The organism is Hymenobacter sp. HDW8, from assembly GCF_011305775.1.
Taxonomy (GTDB): Bacteria; Bacteroidota; Bacteroidia; order Cytophagales; family Hymenobacteraceae; genus Hymenobacter; species Hymenobacter radiodurans.
This window is the reverse complement of the sequence record NZ_CP049907.1, coordinates 3,530,197-3,545,090: the sequence shown is the minus strand read 5'-3', so window position 1 is coordinate 3,545,090 and position 14,894 is coordinate 3,530,197. Positions and strand designations below refer to the sequence as shown.

Annotated in this window: 15 protein-coding genes and 1 pseudogene; 10 read left to right on the top strand and 6 right to left on the bottom strand. The window is 55.1% G+C overall.

The genetic code is table 11. The annotated features are described in order from the left end of the window. Nucleotides 1–112 precede the first annotated feature (112 nt). The 5 genes from G7064_RS22460 to G7064_RS15130 all read left to right on the top strand — a co-directional run bounded on the left by G7064_RS22460 (nucleotide 113) and on the right by G7064_RS15130 (nucleotide 4,816). Entirely contained in the window at nucleotides 113–565 is a 453-nt protein-coding gene (locus tag G7064_RS22460) for a hypothetical protein (protein WP_240935516.1), read from the top strand. Then, nucleotides 547–924: a hypothetical protein gene (locus G7064_RS22455; RefSeq protein WP_240935515.1), complete on the top strand. Its 378-nt coding sequence runs from the start codon at nucleotides 547–549 to the stop codon at nucleotides 922–924. Before G7064_RS22460 ends, G7064_RS22455 begins: the two co-directional genes overlap by 19 nt. A gap of 56 nt (nucleotides 925–980) precedes the next feature. Further along, entirely contained in the window at nucleotides 981–2,555 is a 1,575-nt protein-coding gene (locus G7064_RS22450; protein ID WP_240935514.1) for an alpha/beta hydrolase family protein, read from the top strand. 246 nt (nucleotides 2,556–2,801) lie between these two features. After that, nucleotides 2,802–4,118, top strand: a complete 1,317-nt coding sequence (locus G7064_RS15135) for an LVIVD repeat-containing protein (RefSeq protein WP_166074243.1) — start codon at nucleotides 2,802–2,804, stop codon at nucleotides 4,116–4,118. Further along, the gene (locus tag G7064_RS15130; protein WP_166074242.1) at nucleotides 4,118–4,816 is read left to right on the top strand and encodes a hypothetical protein; all 699 of its coding nucleotides are present in this window, start codon (nucleotides 4,118–4,120) and stop codon (nucleotides 4,814–4,816) included. The genes G7064_RS15135 and G7064_RS15130 overlap by 1 nt, the downstream gene beginning before the upstream one ends. 95 nt (nucleotides 4,817–4,911) lie before the next feature. On the opposite strand, the gene G7064_RS23285 is transcribed toward G7064_RS15130, so the two are convergent. The 3 genes from G7064_RS23285 to G7064_RS15115 form a co-directional block, all read right to left on the bottom strand. Beyond that, nucleotides 4,912–5,007 (bottom strand): DUF72 domain-containing protein, encoded by a 96-nt coding sequence (locus G7064_RS23285; protein WP_205711123.1) that lies wholly within the window; start codon nucleotides 5,005–5,007, stop codon nucleotides 4,912–4,914. A 172-nt stretch (nucleotides 5,008–5,179) separates the two neighbouring features. Beyond that, on the bottom strand, nucleotides 5,180–5,704 hold the full coding sequence (locus G7064_RS15120) for a DUF2243 domain-containing protein (RefSeq protein ID WP_166074241.1): 525 nt from the start codon (nucleotides 5,702–5,704) through the stop codon (nucleotides 5,180–5,182). After that, nucleotides 5,697–5,930, bottom strand: a complete 234-nt coding sequence (locus tag G7064_RS15115; protein ID WP_166074240.1) for a hypothetical protein — start codon at nucleotides 5,928–5,930, stop codon at nucleotides 5,697–5,699. Before G7064_RS15115 ends, G7064_RS15120 begins: the two co-directional genes overlap by 8 nt. Nucleotides 5,931–6,076: 146 nt before the next feature. Between G7064_RS15115 and G7064_RS15110 the strand changes: the two genes are divergently transcribed. The 5 genes and pseudogenes from G7064_RS15110 to G7064_RS23275 all read left to right on the top strand — a co-directional run bounded on the left by G7064_RS15110 (nucleotide 6,077) and on the right by G7064_RS23275 (nucleotide 10,858). Then, nucleotides 6,077–6,853 carry a PPK2 family polyphosphate kinase gene (locus G7064_RS15110; RefSeq protein ID WP_133274026.1) on the top strand — a complete coding sequence of 259 codons (777 nt, stop codon included), beginning with the start codon at nucleotides 6,077–6,079 and terminating at the stop codon, nucleotides 6,851–6,853. A gap of 156 nt (nucleotides 6,854–7,009) precedes the next feature. Further along, nucleotides 7,010–7,969, top strand: a complete 960-nt coding sequence (locus G7064_RS15105; protein ID WP_133274027.1) for a 1-phosphofructokinase family hexose kinase — start codon at nucleotides 7,010–7,012, stop codon at nucleotides 7,967–7,969. Further along, nucleotides 7,969–8,397: an NUDIX hydrolase gene (locus G7064_RS15100; RefSeq protein ID WP_166074239.1), complete on the top strand. Its 429-nt coding sequence runs from the start codon at nucleotides 7,969–7,971 to the stop codon at nucleotides 8,395–8,397. Before G7064_RS15105 ends, G7064_RS15100 begins: the two co-directional genes overlap by 1 nt. Before the next feature lie 332 nt (nucleotides 8,398–8,729). Beyond that, nucleotides 8,730–9,958 (top strand): annotated as a pseudogene (locus tag G7064_RS23280) (S9 family peptidase); the annotation flags it as partial. A 138-nt stretch (nucleotides 9,959–10,096) separates the two neighbouring features. After that, nucleotides 10,097–10,858 carry a prolyl oligopeptidase family serine peptidase gene (locus G7064_RS23275; protein ID WP_410505553.1) on the top strand — a complete coding sequence of 254 codons (762 nt, stop codon included), beginning with the start codon at nucleotides 10,097–10,099 and terminating at the stop codon, nucleotides 10,856–10,858. Nucleotides 10,859–10,940: 82 nt separating this feature from the next. On the opposite strand, the gene G7064_RS15090 is transcribed toward G7064_RS23275, so the two are convergent. The 3 genes from G7064_RS15090 to G7064_RS15080 all read right to left on the bottom strand — a co-directional run bounded on the left by G7064_RS15090 (nucleotide 10,941) and on the right by G7064_RS15080 (nucleotide 14,534). After that, entirely contained in the window at nucleotides 10,941–11,960 is a 1,020-nt protein-coding gene (locus G7064_RS15090; RefSeq protein WP_166074238.1) for an NADP-dependent oxidoreductase, read from the bottom strand. A 172-nt stretch (nucleotides 11,961–12,132) separates the two neighbouring features. After that, nucleotides 12,133–12,663, bottom strand: a complete 531-nt coding sequence (locus G7064_RS15085; protein WP_166074237.1) for an ExbD/TolR family protein — start codon at nucleotides 12,661–12,663, stop codon at nucleotides 12,133–12,135. A gap of 137 nt (nucleotides 12,664–12,800) precedes the next feature. Continuing rightward, nucleotides 12,801–14,534 (bottom strand): tetratricopeptide repeat protein, encoded by a 1,734-nt coding sequence (locus G7064_RS15080; RefSeq protein WP_240935513.1) that lies wholly within the window; start codon nucleotides 14,532–14,534, stop codon nucleotides 12,801–12,803. Nucleotides 14,535–14,894 lie beyond the last annotated feature (360 nt).

The window sequence follows — 14,894 nt, the reverse complement described above, 5'->3', positions numbered from 1 at the left end:
GCTTTTTAAGTGAAGGTTTGGGAAAGATGCGTCTTAAGCACTTATAGTTGCCTGGAGGGACGAGGCCGCCAAACCTTCTTATCTTACGACTGCCAATCCAACCTTTCAATCCATGAAAAAACTCTTCTTTCTAGGAGTCGTGTTCCTGAGCCACTTATCGGTGCAGGCGCAGGACTTGACGTACCAAACGCCCTCCAAGGCCATTGCCGATCTGGTGGATGCGCCCATTACGCCCCGCGTGAGTATTGCCTCCGATGGCAAGTGGATGCTACTCATGGACGTGCAGGATTTACCCACCATCGCCGACCTTTCTCAACCCGAGCTGCGCATTGCGGGCCTGCGCCTGAATCCGCGCACCAATGGGCCCAGCCGCGTGAGCTACTCCACCGCTCTGAAGCTGAAGCGCCTCTCGGGCGGGGCCGAAATTGCGGTGAAAGGCATACCCAATCCGGCCAAGATCAGCGAGGTTAGCTGGTCGCCGGACGACAGCAAGATTGCCTTCGCCATCACTACCGAGGCCACGGCCGCCGCTGGGGGCAAATTCAGTTGTGGGTACTGGATGTAGCCACTGCTACCGCCCGCCAGATTCCGGGTGTGCGCCTGAATAGCGTGTTTGGCACTGCCTACCGCTGGCTGCCCGACAACCAAACCCTGATTGCTCGCACCGTGCCCGCCAACCGGGGCCAGGTGCCCGATGTTACGGCGGCGCCCACGGGACCAATCGTGCAGGAAAACGTGGGCCGCACTGCCGCCGCCCGCACCTATCAGGACTTGTTGAAAAACCCCACCGACGAGAAGATCTTCGATTACTACGCCACCACGCAGCTCCTGAAAGTGAGTTTGGATGGCAAGACCCAGCCACTGGGTCAGCCAGGCGTGATTCAGGGGCTTCGCCCTCACCCGATGGCAAGTATATTCTGGTAGAAACCCGCCACCGCCCTTACTCCTACCAGCTCACCGCGAGTGATTTTCCAGTGAAGGTGGACGTACTGGATTTATCGGGCAATTTGGTGAAGTCGATAGCCGACTTGCCGCTGGCCGATAACGTGCCTACCAGCTTCGACGCCGTGCCTACGGGCCCGCGCAACCACGACTGGCGCGACGACGCGCCGGCTACTATTTATTGGGTGGAAGCGCAGGACGGCGGCGACCCTAAAAAGGAGGCTCCCATCCGCGACAAAGTATTGGCCCTGGACGCCCCATTCAGCGCGGCGCCCAAAGAAGTAGTTGATTTGCCGTTGCGCTACCGCGGCATCAGATGGGGCAACAACACGACTGCCCTAGTAAGCGGCGGTCGCTGGTCTGACCGCAAAGTGATGACTTGGGTATTTAACCCAACTACCAAAGCGGCTCCCACTGTCCTCTTCGACCGCTCGTCCCAGGATACCTACAACGACCCCGGCACGCCTTACATGAAGCCCAACGCTGCCGGCCGCGATGTGCTGGCCCTCGGCGGCGCTGATAAGCAGACGATTTACTTGCTCGGGGAAGGCGCCTCGCCCGAAGGCAGCCGGCCGTTTGTCGATCAGCTAAACCTGAAAACCCGCAAGACGGAACGCTGGTGGCGCTCAGAGGCTCCATTCTACGAGATACCCGTCGCTATTCTGGATACGGATAAGCGCCTGCTCGTGACGCGGCGCGAATCGGTGGAGCAGGCCCCCAATTACTTTTTGCGCGACGCGAAGAAGAAAAATAAGCTAACCGCCCTGACTACCTTCCCCAACCCTTACTCCGCTTTGGGCACTCTAAAAAAACAGGTGCTCCAGTACAAGCGCGCCGATGGCCTGCCACTCACGGCCAATCTGTATTTGCCCCCCAATTACAAAAAAAGTGATGGACCGCTACCTGCTTTGCTCGAAGCCTATCCCACTGAGTATAAGGACAAAAGTACCGCTGGTCAGGTAAAAGGCTCGCCCTACACCTTCACTCGCATTACCTCGGGCTCGCCTATTTTCTGGGTAACGCGAGGCTACGCCGTGCTCCAAAACACCTCTATTCCGATTGTAGGTGAAGGTGATGCCGAACCCAATGACACGTACATAGAACAGCTGGTAGCTGGCGCGAAAGCGGCCATCGACGAAGGCCAGCGCCTGGGCGTGGTTGACCCCAAGCGCGTGGGCGTAATGGGCCATTCTTACGGCGCTTTTATGACCGCTAATTTATTGGCCCATAGCAACCTGTTCAAAGCTGGAATTGCCCGCAGCGGCGCCTACAACCGGACACTAACACCTTTCGGTTTCCAGTATGAACAACGCACCTATTGGGAAGCACCACAGGTGTACGATAAGATGTCGCCCTTCACAGCAGCCAATAAAATCAAGACGCCCATCCTGCTTATTCACGGCGAGGCCGATAATAACTCCGGTACCTTCCCCATTCAGAGCGAGCGGTTTTACAATGCCCTGAAAGGCCACGGGGCCACGGCTCGCTACGTGGTGCTGCCTTTCGAATCGCATGGCTACGCGGCCCGCGAGTCCATCATGCACATGCTGTGGGAAATGGATTCGTGGCTAAATAAATACGTGAAAGAAGCGCCGGCCGCCCCAGTGAATTAAGCACGAAGCGTTGCCGCTTTTACCCCTACAGAACCGCGCCGGTGGCGCGGTTCTTTTTTTGCCTAAAGCGTCAGCTTTACTCAACAAAAGACCGTCATGCTGCGCGGCGCGCAGCATGACGGTCTTTTTTGCAAAAAGTATTGCAACCTTTTATGTCCTGTGAGACTCCCCAAAAAGAAGCGATAGTACTGCAGTTATTGCTTCACGCTCCGACATCAATCCTTTTACTCCAAGCTATTTATTGCAATGACTAGATTTTACAAATACCTGCTCAGTTGTGCATTGCTTCTGGGTATGGGCGCCTGTTCCGATGAGTCTGAAGAAACCCCGCAGCCGGGCGGGCTAATAGATGCGAACTGGGCGGGCAGGTTCGCTAGCGGCAGCAACACCATGACGGCGTACTGCCCTCTGCTCATGTCGCGCGAAGTGTTGGAACAGTCGGTAGCGTCGCGGCCGGCACAGGCTATGCACAACACCGGCAAGATTTATCTACGCGGCCGGTATGTATTTGTAAATGAGCGCTACGAAGGGGTACATATAATTGATAATCAGAACCCTAAAAACCCGCGCATTATTAGCTTCCTGCGCATTCCGGGCAACGTTGACATTGCCATCAAAGACAACCTGCTCTACGCCGATAATGGTCCCGACTTGGTGACCATCGATATCAGCAATCCGCTGGCCGTAAATGTGGTGAGCCGCGTGCGCGATGCTTTCCGCGAGTTGCCTATTCCTGGGCAGTTTCTGCACCCCGACTGCTATACGACCAAACGCCCCGATAACACGGTAGTGGTGGGGTGGCAGAAAAAAGAAGTTGCAGTGGTCAACAATCCGTTCTTTGGGTGGGGCCCAATGCTCGCCAATGGTAGCCCAACTGCCTCCTTCGCAGACCGGGGCGCGGGCGGCGGCACGGGCAAAGCCGGTTCGCTGGCGCGTTTTGCGGTGCTCGACGAAACGCTGTATACCGTGGATGAGAACAGCCTGCGCCTCTTCGACCTGGCCTCGCCCACCTCGCCCGCTGCCGGCCCCAAGCTCCCGCTGATGTTTGGCGTCGAAACCATTTTCCCCTACGACCATTACCTGTTTCTGGGCACGCAGCGCGGCATGTACATTTATGACGTTGCCACGCCGAAGTCGCCCCGCCAAGTATCGTTTATGCAGCACGCTCTCAGCTGCGACCCAGTAGTAGTGGATGAGCGCTTCGCTTACCTCACGCTGCGCAGTGGCCCCAATACCTGCCGTAACGGCGTAAATGAGCTTCAGGTGATTGATCTTACTACCCTGAGCAACCCCAAGCTGATGCGCACCTACCCCATGACCGGCCCTCAGGGTTTGGGCGTAGATAACGACCAGCTTTTCGTGTGCGACTCCGATGGCCTGAAAACCTTTGATACCAGCCAGGCTCCCGCCCTTACCCAAAAGCAGCACTATAAAGTGGCCGTCACGGATGTAATTCCGAACAACGGGACGCTGCTGGCCATCGGTCCCAATGGCTTGCATCAATACAGCTATGCCGGTACCGAATTGCAGCAGCTAAGCTTCCTCCCGATTACCGAGAAATAATGGCTGCTCTACTGCAAATTTGCCCCCCAGCGCCGCGCTGGGTGGGCTTTTGGCTGGTGCTGGCCCTGCTAGGCTCCAGCCTGCAGGCTGGGGGGCAAAATTTGCCTTCCCTAAATTCCTTATCGCTCAAATTTGCCCCCCAGCACTTAGTGCAGAGTGGCTATTGGCTGGAAATAGAGCACCAAAGAAAAAGCAAGCCGCAGCAAAGCTTTATCCTGACGCCCCAGCTCTACAGCGGCCCCGCCGGAAACCCAAACGGGGCGCGCCAATCTATTCCGGCCAATGAGGATGAATCGGTGCGCGGGTTTGGCCTGCAGGTGCAGCACCGCTTGTATGAGACGCCATCCAAGGCAGCTTTTCCGGCTGGTTTCTATGTCAGCTACGGGCCACATATTCAGCACTTCGAGATGACCTTTCACCGCGACAGCTGGCGCGAGATCCAGGGCCCAGGTGATCTGCCGTACTATGAGTATGGCCCCGTGCCTTACACTGAAAAAATCACCCGCTACGGCGCCTCGGTGCAGCTAGGCTATCAGGCTCCACTGCCACCCGGTCCGGTTTTCGTTGACCTTTACGTGGGGCTGGGTTGGCGCCAAAGCAACACCAAATCACCCTTCAACGGTAGCCAATACCGTTCCGGCTCCTCCGACTATGGGCATGAAGGGGTTTATTTCCCGGCGGGCGTCAAGATCGGGTAGCGCTCAGCGCCCTGCGCCCACGTACGCCTGCAACCATGTAGCATCGCCAATGGCCGAACCGCCGATATCGTTGTTGAATTGCTTGTACTGCGTAATCAAGCGGGGGCTTTTACGGCGAAGCGAAAGTCGGCAGGGCTGCTTTGGCACCAGTTTTCCAGAAAAGAAAGCAGCGGGAAACGGTAGAACGTCACGTTCAGCTCCAGCGTCCGAAAGTGCTGACTGTAGTACTCAAGTCAGCGTTTCATCAGTAGCTTTTCGGAACAGCCAATGTGCCAGGCGGGCATAAAAGGTGCTTTTGGTGCACTCATGCGGCCACACAGCAGTCACCAATCAGGGTAATTACGGGTATATTTTTAGCTACACTTAGCCATTGCCGGAACGCTCGCCACGCCAGGCTATATCGCCGCCGCGAACCATTGTGTCGGCGCGGCCAGCCCGGATTAAGGCCCAGCCAAGCAGGATTTGCAGGGCTCCGAAGGCTAAAAAAGCAAGGTCCCAAGGCAGTTTGTCGGCCACGTATTCGTGCACATGATGCAGGCCCAGGATCTGGTGGTCAATTATGCCTTCAATTACATTAAACAATCCCCAGCCCAGCACCAACGCGCCCCCAAACGTGCGACCCGACCACGGCACATCGGGCCGGCGGCCGGCCTCCCAGAGCATGCGCAACCCTACGGCGGTCATCACCCACACGGCGGCGTGAAACATGCCATCCCAGTACATATTGGTCTTGGCAGTGAACAGCGTTTTGGGAGGATATTTAGCCGACAGCATGTTGTGCCACTGCAAAATTTGGTGCAGCACGATGCCATCTACGAAGCCGCCCAGACCAGCGCCCATTAGTATTCCGGCCGCGACCAGCGGAGTGCGGTGTAACTTATCAGCCATGCGTAGGTTTCGATAAGAAATAGCGTTTGATAGCATCAGCAAAGTATAGTCCGATGCCGCCCACCAGCAGAATGCCGATGGGCAAAAGCAATAGTAGTAGATTACCTGTGTATTCGGGCGTGTGGATGGTGGCCTGCACCCGCGGCCGACATGTGCGGCAGGCCCAGGCAGCAGAATGAACCAGCCACAGCGCCCACGTCAGCAGCCCAGCAAGTAGGTTTTTCATCTGGGGGCTTTTTCAGCTTTCATCGCCGCTACCCTAGCAGTTTGTTCTAGCCTACGTTGGGCTAAAAGCCTGAGTTGTTAGGGTTCAGCTTAACACCCTTACCTTGGTCCGCATACCTAAACAAGTAACTGCATAGCCGCCATTCCATGAAAACTCCTGCTGCTTACAACCTGCTCAAGGCGCGCTCCGAGGCCCCGGAGAGCTTTCAGAAAGAAGACGCCGAGCGTGAGCTGACGCGCATACAGCAGGAACTAGAGGAATTGCAATACCGCCTTTACGCCGAAAACCGTCGGAGCGTGCTGGTGATATTGCAGGGAATGGATGCCAGCGGCAAAGACGGCCTGATTCGGCGGGTATTCAGCGGTATCAATCCGCAGGGCGTACAGGTACATTCGTTCAAGGAACCTACCGAGGAAGAGTTGGGCCACGATTTCCTGTGGCGGGTGCACCACCATACTCCACGCGCCGGCATGATTCAGGTGTTCAACCGCTCCCACTACGAAGATGTACTCGTCACGCGCGTGCTGGGTCTCATCGATGATAAAGTGGCCAAACACCGTTTCGAGGCCATCAACGCATTCGAAAAACTGCTTCAGCAGTCTGGTACCACGGTGCTGAAATTCTACCTCCACGTATCGGAGAAGGAGCAGCGCGAGCGGCTAACAGAACGCGTGAAGGACCCGGCCAAGCAGTGGAAATATGAGGCTGGCGACGAAGACAAAGCCAAGCAGTGGCCCGAGTATCGCGCCGTGTACGAAGACGTTTTCCAGCATTGCAGCCCTAAGTCGTGCCCCTGGATTATCGTGCCCTCCGACCAGAACTGGTACAAAGCCTACGTGGTGGCCAAAACCTTGCATCAAGCGCTGCAAGACATGAATCCGCAGTATCCGAAACCCAAATCTGAGAAGCGCAAGCAGAAGTAATTCGAAGTGTAGCGCCGCGCTTCCGGCCTGATCTGGATGCAGCTACAACACCTTCCAAACAGACATAGCGCAACCCCAAGCCCTGAGGCTAGTAAACGGGTAATGACTATTGGCCGAAGCACTTTCGGGCAAACAATTAGCACTGACTCTTTCCCTATGAAACCTATAGTCACGCTCACCCTGAACCCCACGGTAGATAAGAGTACTTCTGTCGATAAGATTGTACCGGAGCATAAGCTGCGGTGCGCGACACCCAAATTTGAGCCCGGCGGCGGTGGAATCAACGTATCGCGGGCGCTGAAGCGTCTGGGCAACGATTCGTTAGCCGTCTTTCCCGCTGGGGGCCCTATTGGCTCCTTGCTTCAGCACCTGCTCACGGAAGAAGGCATCGACCAGCAAGTCATTGAAACAGCCAACTGGACCCGCGAAAACTTTATCGTAGTCGATACTTCCTCTAATCAGCAGTACCGCTTTGGTATGCCTGGCCGGGAGCTATCGACCGATGAGCAACTGCAGGTGCTGGTGGCGCTTAAAAGCATCACGCCCCGCCCCGAGTTTCTGGTGATGAGCGGCAGTTTGCCCCCCGGCGTGGAGCCCGACTTTTTGGTAAAAATTGTGCACGCAGCCAATCAGGTAGGCGTAAAGGTAATCGTCGACACCTCGGGCCCGGCCCTACAGCATGTCATCGACGCGGGAGGCGTGTACCTGATCAAGCCTAACTTAGGCGAGCTAAGCCGCTTGGTGGGCGTGAGCGAGTTGGATAGCGCCTGCGTTGCTACGGCGGCCCGCGAGCTGATTGGGGAGGGCAAATGCACGCTCGTAGCGGCCTCCATGGGGCCACAGGGCGCCTGTTTTATTTCCCAAGACAGCGTTGACCATGTTCCTGCCCCAGCCGTGAAAAAGCGCAGCACCGTTGGCGCCGGCGACAGCATGGTGGCGGGCATGGTGTACGCCTTAGCTGCCGGACAACCTCTGCACGAAGTAATTCGGTTGGGCGTGGCCTGTGGCACGGCCGCAACCATGAATTCGGGCACGGAGCTATTTCGCAAAAGTGATGTAGACAAGCTGTATCAGTGGCTGCTGCAAACCATGCCTCGGGAAAAAGCCTTCAGCTGATGCTAGTGCCAGAAGTGCTCCTCAATCCTAAGCTAATTGATAAAATAGCCTGGCTGCACTTGCACGAAGGCAAACTGCTAAGCACGCGCAGTCGGGGTAAAGACCGCTACTACATTCCGGGGGGTAAGCGCGAGGCAGGCGAAACCGACGAGCAAACGCTATTGCGTGAAATAAAGGAAGAGCTGACGGTGGACTTGCAGCCGACAAGCCTGGTGTATCGGGGCACGTTTGAAGCGTCGGCGCATGGCCACGCGGCCGACGTAGTGGTTCGAATGACGTGCTACAGCGCCTACTACACGGGCACCTTACAGCCGGCTGCCGAGATTGAGGAAGTAATCTGGCATAGCTACCAGCACCGCCCGCAGGTATCCGCCGTCGACCAGCTCATTTTCGACTGGCTTCGACAGCAATCTCTGTTGGCTGATTGACACTCATTCTTACTCGCCTCACCATGCTACAAAATTCCAAAGGCCCAGAGCTTCCTGCCTGGGTATTTCTCATGATTCGCTTCGGCTCCCTTTTGCTGGTGGCGGTTGTAGCCTACATCGTGTTCCGGTGCAATAGCTAACGGATCGATGTAGAAATGCCTGCTTGCGTGTGTCGTCGATCGGCCAGCAGGGCACCATTTGGTTACTAACAACTATCATCAGCGACACTTAAGAAGCGAATGTGCGTCTCTACGGCGGAATGAACCATTTAGAAGGCGAAACTGATATACTTCCAGTATTTTACCGGAAGTTATTGCTCACCAAGCCTTCACATGATGAAACTACTTCTTCCTTCACTGGCTGCCTTACTGCTCGGTAGCCAGGCGTACGCGCAAAGCAACATTAAAACGCTGCCCTACCCACAAACCAAAAAAGTAGACACTGTTACCACTTATTTCAACACCAAGGTGGCCGACCCTTATCGGTGGTTGGAAAACGACCAGGCCACGGATACCAAGGCGTGGGTAGAGGAGCAGAACAAAGTAACCCAGAATTATCTCACCCAAATCCCCTACCGCGACGCCATTCGCAAGCGCCTCGAAACGCTGTGGAATTATGAGAAATACAGCGCTCCTTTCAAAGAAGGCAAGTACACGTATTTCTCCAAAAATACTGGCCTGCAAAGCCAGTTTGTGCTCTATCGCCAGCTCGGTGAGGGCGCCCCGGAAGTATTCCTCGATCCGAACAAGTTTTCTAAGGACGGCACCACATCGCTGGGGGTATTTCTTTCTCGAAAGATGGCAGCCTAGCCGCTTATCAGATTTCGGAAGGTGGCTCCGACTGGCGCAAAGTTATTGTGCTCAAAACGGCCGATAAATCCATCGTTGGCGATACGCTGAAAGATGTAAAGTTTTCGGGCTTGACCTGGCGCGGCAACGACGGTTTCTACTACAGCAGCTACGACAAGCCCAAAGCAGGCAGTCAGCTGGCTGGCCTCACGCAGTACCACAAGCTATTTTACCACAAGCTAGGTACTCCGCAAGCCTCGGATAAACTCGTATTTGGCGGCGACAAAACTCCGCGTCGCTACATCGGCGCCAATCTCACCGAAGATGAGCGTTTTCTGATTATCACGGCCGCTAACACGACCACCGGCAACGAGCTGTATATGCAGGATTTGAGCAAGCCCAACAGCACTATTGTGCAGATGGTGAGCGACGAGAAAAACGAGCATAATGTAGTGGATAATGTGGGGGGCAAATTGTACGTCCATACCAATCTGAATGCGCCCAACTTCCGAGTAGTAACGGTAGACGCTACCAACCCAACACCCGCCAACTGGAAAGACCTGATTCCGGAGAGCAAGAACGTGCTGAGCGTGTCGACGGGCGGCGGAAAAATCTTCGCTAACTACCTGAAAGACGCTACTTCCCTGATTGAGCAGTATGATATGAACGGCAAAAAAGAGCGTTCTATCGCTTTGCCTTCCGTAGGCTCCGCCAACGGATTTAGCGCCAAGAAAGAAGAGAAGGAAACGTACTACACCTTCACTTCTTACATCTTCCCGCCCACTATTTTCAAGTATGATATTGCGTCGGGCAAATCCACCGTTTTCAAGAAATCAGGTGTGCAGTTTGACCCAACAAAGTACGAGTCGAAGCAGGTGTTTTACACCTCCAAAGACGGTACTAAAGTACCCATGCTCATCACTCACAAAAAAGGCTTGGTGATGAATGGTAAAAACCCCACGCTGCTCTACGCTTACGGTGGCTTTGGCGTGAACATGACGCCTGGTTTTAGCACTTCGAATATCGTGCTGTTGGAGAACGGCGGCATTTATGCTGTGCCCAACCTGCGCGGCGGTGGCGAGTACGGCGAAACCTGGCACCAAGCCGGCACCAAGCTCAAAAAGCAGAACGTATTCGACGACTTCATTGCTGCTGCCGAGTACCTGACGAAGAACAACTACACTTCGAAAGATTACCTCGCCATTTCGGGCGGCTCCAACGGCGGGCTGCTCGTAGGCGCTGTCATGACGCAGCGCCCCGACCTGAGTAAAGTTGCGTTTCCGGCCGTGGGGGTAATGGATATGCTGCGCTACAACCAGTTTACGGCTGGCGCTGGCTGGGCCTACGACTACGGCACCGCTCAGGATTCCAAAGAGATGTTTGAATACCTCTACAAGTACTCGCCCTACCATGCGCTGAAGCCGGCCAACTACCCCGCCACCATGGTAACTACCGCCGATCATGACGACCGCGTAGTGCCTGCGCATTCCTTCAAGTTCGGCACCCGCCTCCAGGAAATGCAGAAAGGCTCGGCGCCCGTGCTCATTCGTATCGAAACCAAAGCCGGCCACGGCGCTGGTCGCTCCACAGCGCAGGTTATCAGCGAGCAGACCGACAAGTGGGCCTTCATGTTTCAGAACATGGGCGTACCGTATTCGGCCGCTACCAACTAGTGAGTGTAACTCAATACACATAAAAAAAGCCCCCAGAAGTAGATGTGGGGGGCTTTTTTTGGCGCTGGCAATTACGTGGTTATCAGGCTTTCTTTCCCGAATACTCTGCCACTTTCACGACGGCTTTACCGGTGTTTTCACCGTGAAATAAGCCCAGAAAAGCGGCTGGCAACTGGTCAAATCCTTCGGTAATAGTTTCCTGATATTGTAAGTGGCCCTGCTGATACCATTCGGAGAGTTGCTGCATTGCTTCTGGCCACCGCGGCAAATAGTCGCTGACGATAAAGCCTTGCAGGCGCGAGCTAGTTACGAGCAGCTTCCCCTCTGGGCGCGGCCCTACGGGCGCTTCCGTGGCATTGTAGCTCGAAATCTGACCGCAGAGGGCAATGCGTGCATGCTTGTTGAGCAGGTTATACACCGCATCGCTGATGATACCGCCCACGTTGTCGAAGTAGCAGTCGACACCGTGGGGAGCGGCTGCGGCCATGGCTTGGGCTATGTCGGAAGTGGTTTTGTAGTTGATAACTTCGTCAAAACCCAGCTCCTTTAAATACGCTATTTTCTGGTCGGAGCCAGCAATGCCAATCACGCGGCAGCCTTTGATTTTGGCTAGTTGCCCCACTACAAGACCCACGGCACCAGCCGCGCCCGACACCACCACGGTTTCGCCTGCTTTGGGCTGACAGATATCCAGCAATCCGAAATAAGCCGTGATGCCCGGCATCCCGAGCAAACCCAGATAATAGCCCAGCGGCGCCTGATCAGTGGGAATTAGCTGCAAACCGCCCCCTTCAGACAGGCTGTACTCCTGCCAAGGCAGCGAGCCCACTACCACGCTCCCTACCGGCAGCTTCGGATGCTGGCTTTCTACTACTTCGGCCACCACAGCACCTTCCATGGGCTGACCGACCTCAAACGGTGGCACATATGATTTGCCCTCGTTCATACGGCCGCGCATATAGGGGTCCACGGAAACGTAAAGGGCCTTCAGCAACACCTGACCCTGCTGGGGCGAGGGCACATCAATGGTTTTGAAGGTAAACTGAGCCGCCGTTGGCTCCCCTTTCGGGCGGCTGGCGAAGAGAATAGTTTGGCTTTGCATAACAGATTGGAAGAGTGGGAAAACTGGAAAAAGCTCCCCAATAGCATCTATTACGATAGAAAGCCCCTCATAGGTAGATACTCAAGCAAAACTATTGGCTTAAGCTTTCTAGCTACAAAAAAGCCCCCCAATACCTGTATTGGGGGGCTTTTCAACCTTTCACTTTACATCATTACAATGCATTTAGCTTTAGTAATTCCCTGTCCTCGGGATACATATCAACCATGGCGTATTTCCGCTGATTAGTGATATTCATCTCATCCAATACATCCACCATATCCTGATACTTAGCGTCTGTAGTTGTTTTGATAAGAACTACAATATTAGGGTTTTGCTGCTTTCGTTGTAGCAGCATTTGGCGCAGCCCTTTTTCACCAAAATTGGTGGTATAAAGTTCGGGTTGTTTCTCTGGAGCATTTAGCCCGAAGAAGTAATGGATTTGCCGATCCTGACCTACTAGAAGAGTTACCCTACTTTGTCCGCATCCAAAGTCACAAATGGGTGGTGGATCACAATATGTGCGGTGCCCAGGCATTGCAAGATTTATTACGGCCGCCTTCGTAAAATTTCCTGCTATAATAAAGAACGTCACCAGCATAAATCCCAGCCCAACCATAGGCGTCATGTCGGGAACGCGCTTGCTAGAGAAGCGGCGGCCGTGCTTGCGGCGGTTTATGGGGCCATTGAGGGTAGTTTCAGCCATAATTCATCGTGATATAGTGGAATTCGAATAGATCAACGCCACTACTTTATGCCTTATTGTTAGGCCTGTGCGCTGTGCAGCTTATGCAGACAACTAGTCCAGCAAAACTGACCAGCGCACAGGCAAAAATCACTCAGCTACTGCGCTACTGATGCTACCAGCTTTGTATCGGCCCAATGCCAGGCTTCATCCAGTTGTTGCTTTGTTTGCTGCGCTTTGGCCTTGTTGTTCGCACCCAGGTACGCCTGGTATAGTCCCGACAAAGCCCAGCCATTGTGCGGTAGCCGCTCTAAGTCCTGCTGATACACCGCAATGGCCTCATCGTACTGCTTGTCAGCGAGTAGCACGGCACCCAGTTGGTGCCGGACCGAGAAAAACCAATCGGGGGGCTCGTTGTATTTGAGCGCGTCTTCCAGCACTACAGCCTGACGGAGCACGGCAATACTTTGCGCGTGCTTGCCTTCTCCGTGCAAAATGGCGCCATCCAGCTCGCGTTGGGCAATTTCGGTAATGGTGCGCATGGAGTTGATACCAAACAAAATACCCTTCAGAGTAGAATCCCGGCCTAGCACCCGCAGCTGTTCTAGCTCGCGGCGCGCATTCACGGTGTTCTTTTTGGCTACCCACGCCATGCCCCGGGCATAGTGCCGAATGGCTTGCGGGTACACCAGCGTGGTATCGAAGTTTTTCATGGCCAGCACCTCATCCCAGCGCCCAAATTTCACGGCCACATTGTACGGGATAGTATAGAAGTGTTGCAGCGAGGGGCCCATCACTGGGTTTTTCATCAGAGGCTTGCTTACATAGGCGGCCAGCTTGGCGGCTCCGCGCAGGGCCACTTTGCTGTTGCCTTCCAGCGTAGCGGTGGCCGTCAGGAAATGGTAGTTGTGCGGATGATAGCCTAGCGGGTAAGCGCCTTGGGCATGGCAGGCGGCCGTATAGCTGCTATCCGCTTGCAATGCCTCCAGGTTAGCCAGCGTGCCTTGGTGGTAGGCGCCGGTTCGGATGTAGGTGTGCGAGGGCATGTGCAGCAAATGTCCAGCGCCAGGCACCAAATGAGTCAGCAAATCAGCGCTTTTATTGGCCGCATCCGGATGGGTAGATGCCTCCGTAGCGTGAATGTAGAAATGGTTGGCGCCGGCATGGTTTGGATGTCCCTTGAGTACCTGCTTCAGGGTGCCCACAATTTCGGCCGTCCAAGGCTGGGGCTGACCGTTTTTCTGCCAGAGGTCCCACGGGTGCAGGTCCATCACGGCCTCGGCATACATCGCCCCAATATCCGGGTCATCAGGGTACTGCTGATACACCGTTTTGAGAGCCGCGGCGTAGGCCTGATCGTAGCCCGACCGATCAGCGACCGGGCCGGGCGGATAGCGCTTTGCCAGTGCCCTAATCAGCGCTTGCTCTTTCGGACTGGCCGTTGCCGCCAGCCGCTGCGCCTTCTGCACCGCCTCATAGGCGCGCTTGAAATTATCGGGCTCCATGCCCGCGTTGTAATTCGGCCCCAGCACGTAGCTATAGCCCCAGTAGCCCATCGCGCAAGTAGAATCCTGACGGGTGACTTCGTAAAACGAGCGGGCCGCCTCAGCGTGGTTGAAGCCGTAGGCCAGCATCAGGCCCTGATTGAAGTACTGAATGGCTTCCGGGTTTTTAGAGCTGATGGGAAACGTAATTCCCTCTAACCCTGGCAGGTGGGGGGCTTTTTTGCCCGATGCATACCAAGCCGTATCCGCGATAACGGGCGGTGCGCACATCGTGACCGTAACAGGCTGCGAGGCTGGCGAAACCCGGCGCGCAGTCTGCTCCTTTGTGGTGCAGCCAGCTCCTATTCCCAGTGTCACCAGCCCAACCCAAACGCTATATCTCAGCATACAATTACTTGTTGAAAATGAGACATGCCCAGAGGCTACACAGCTATTTGCGCCGCGGGGGGCTTTTTTAGAATCCATCGAGGGTGCGTTCCCGAAGTCAGCGGATCAATCCATTTGTGATCAGCAGCGAATACCTTTTATTAAGGTACAAAACGCCATAATTATCTGCAATAGAGCGCACTAAAAGGAAGACATGGCCTCTCCGGCAACCGGCAGGCAGGTGATTCCCTGCCTACTGTGGCGCTTGCAACTGCCCTAATTCTTCTCTAGCTTACTACTACGCCCACACGTTTTGCCCCCCAGCCGCCGCGCCTTTGGTAAGCCTGGCCAGCGAACGCCGACTAGTAGCTGGCCTTCCTC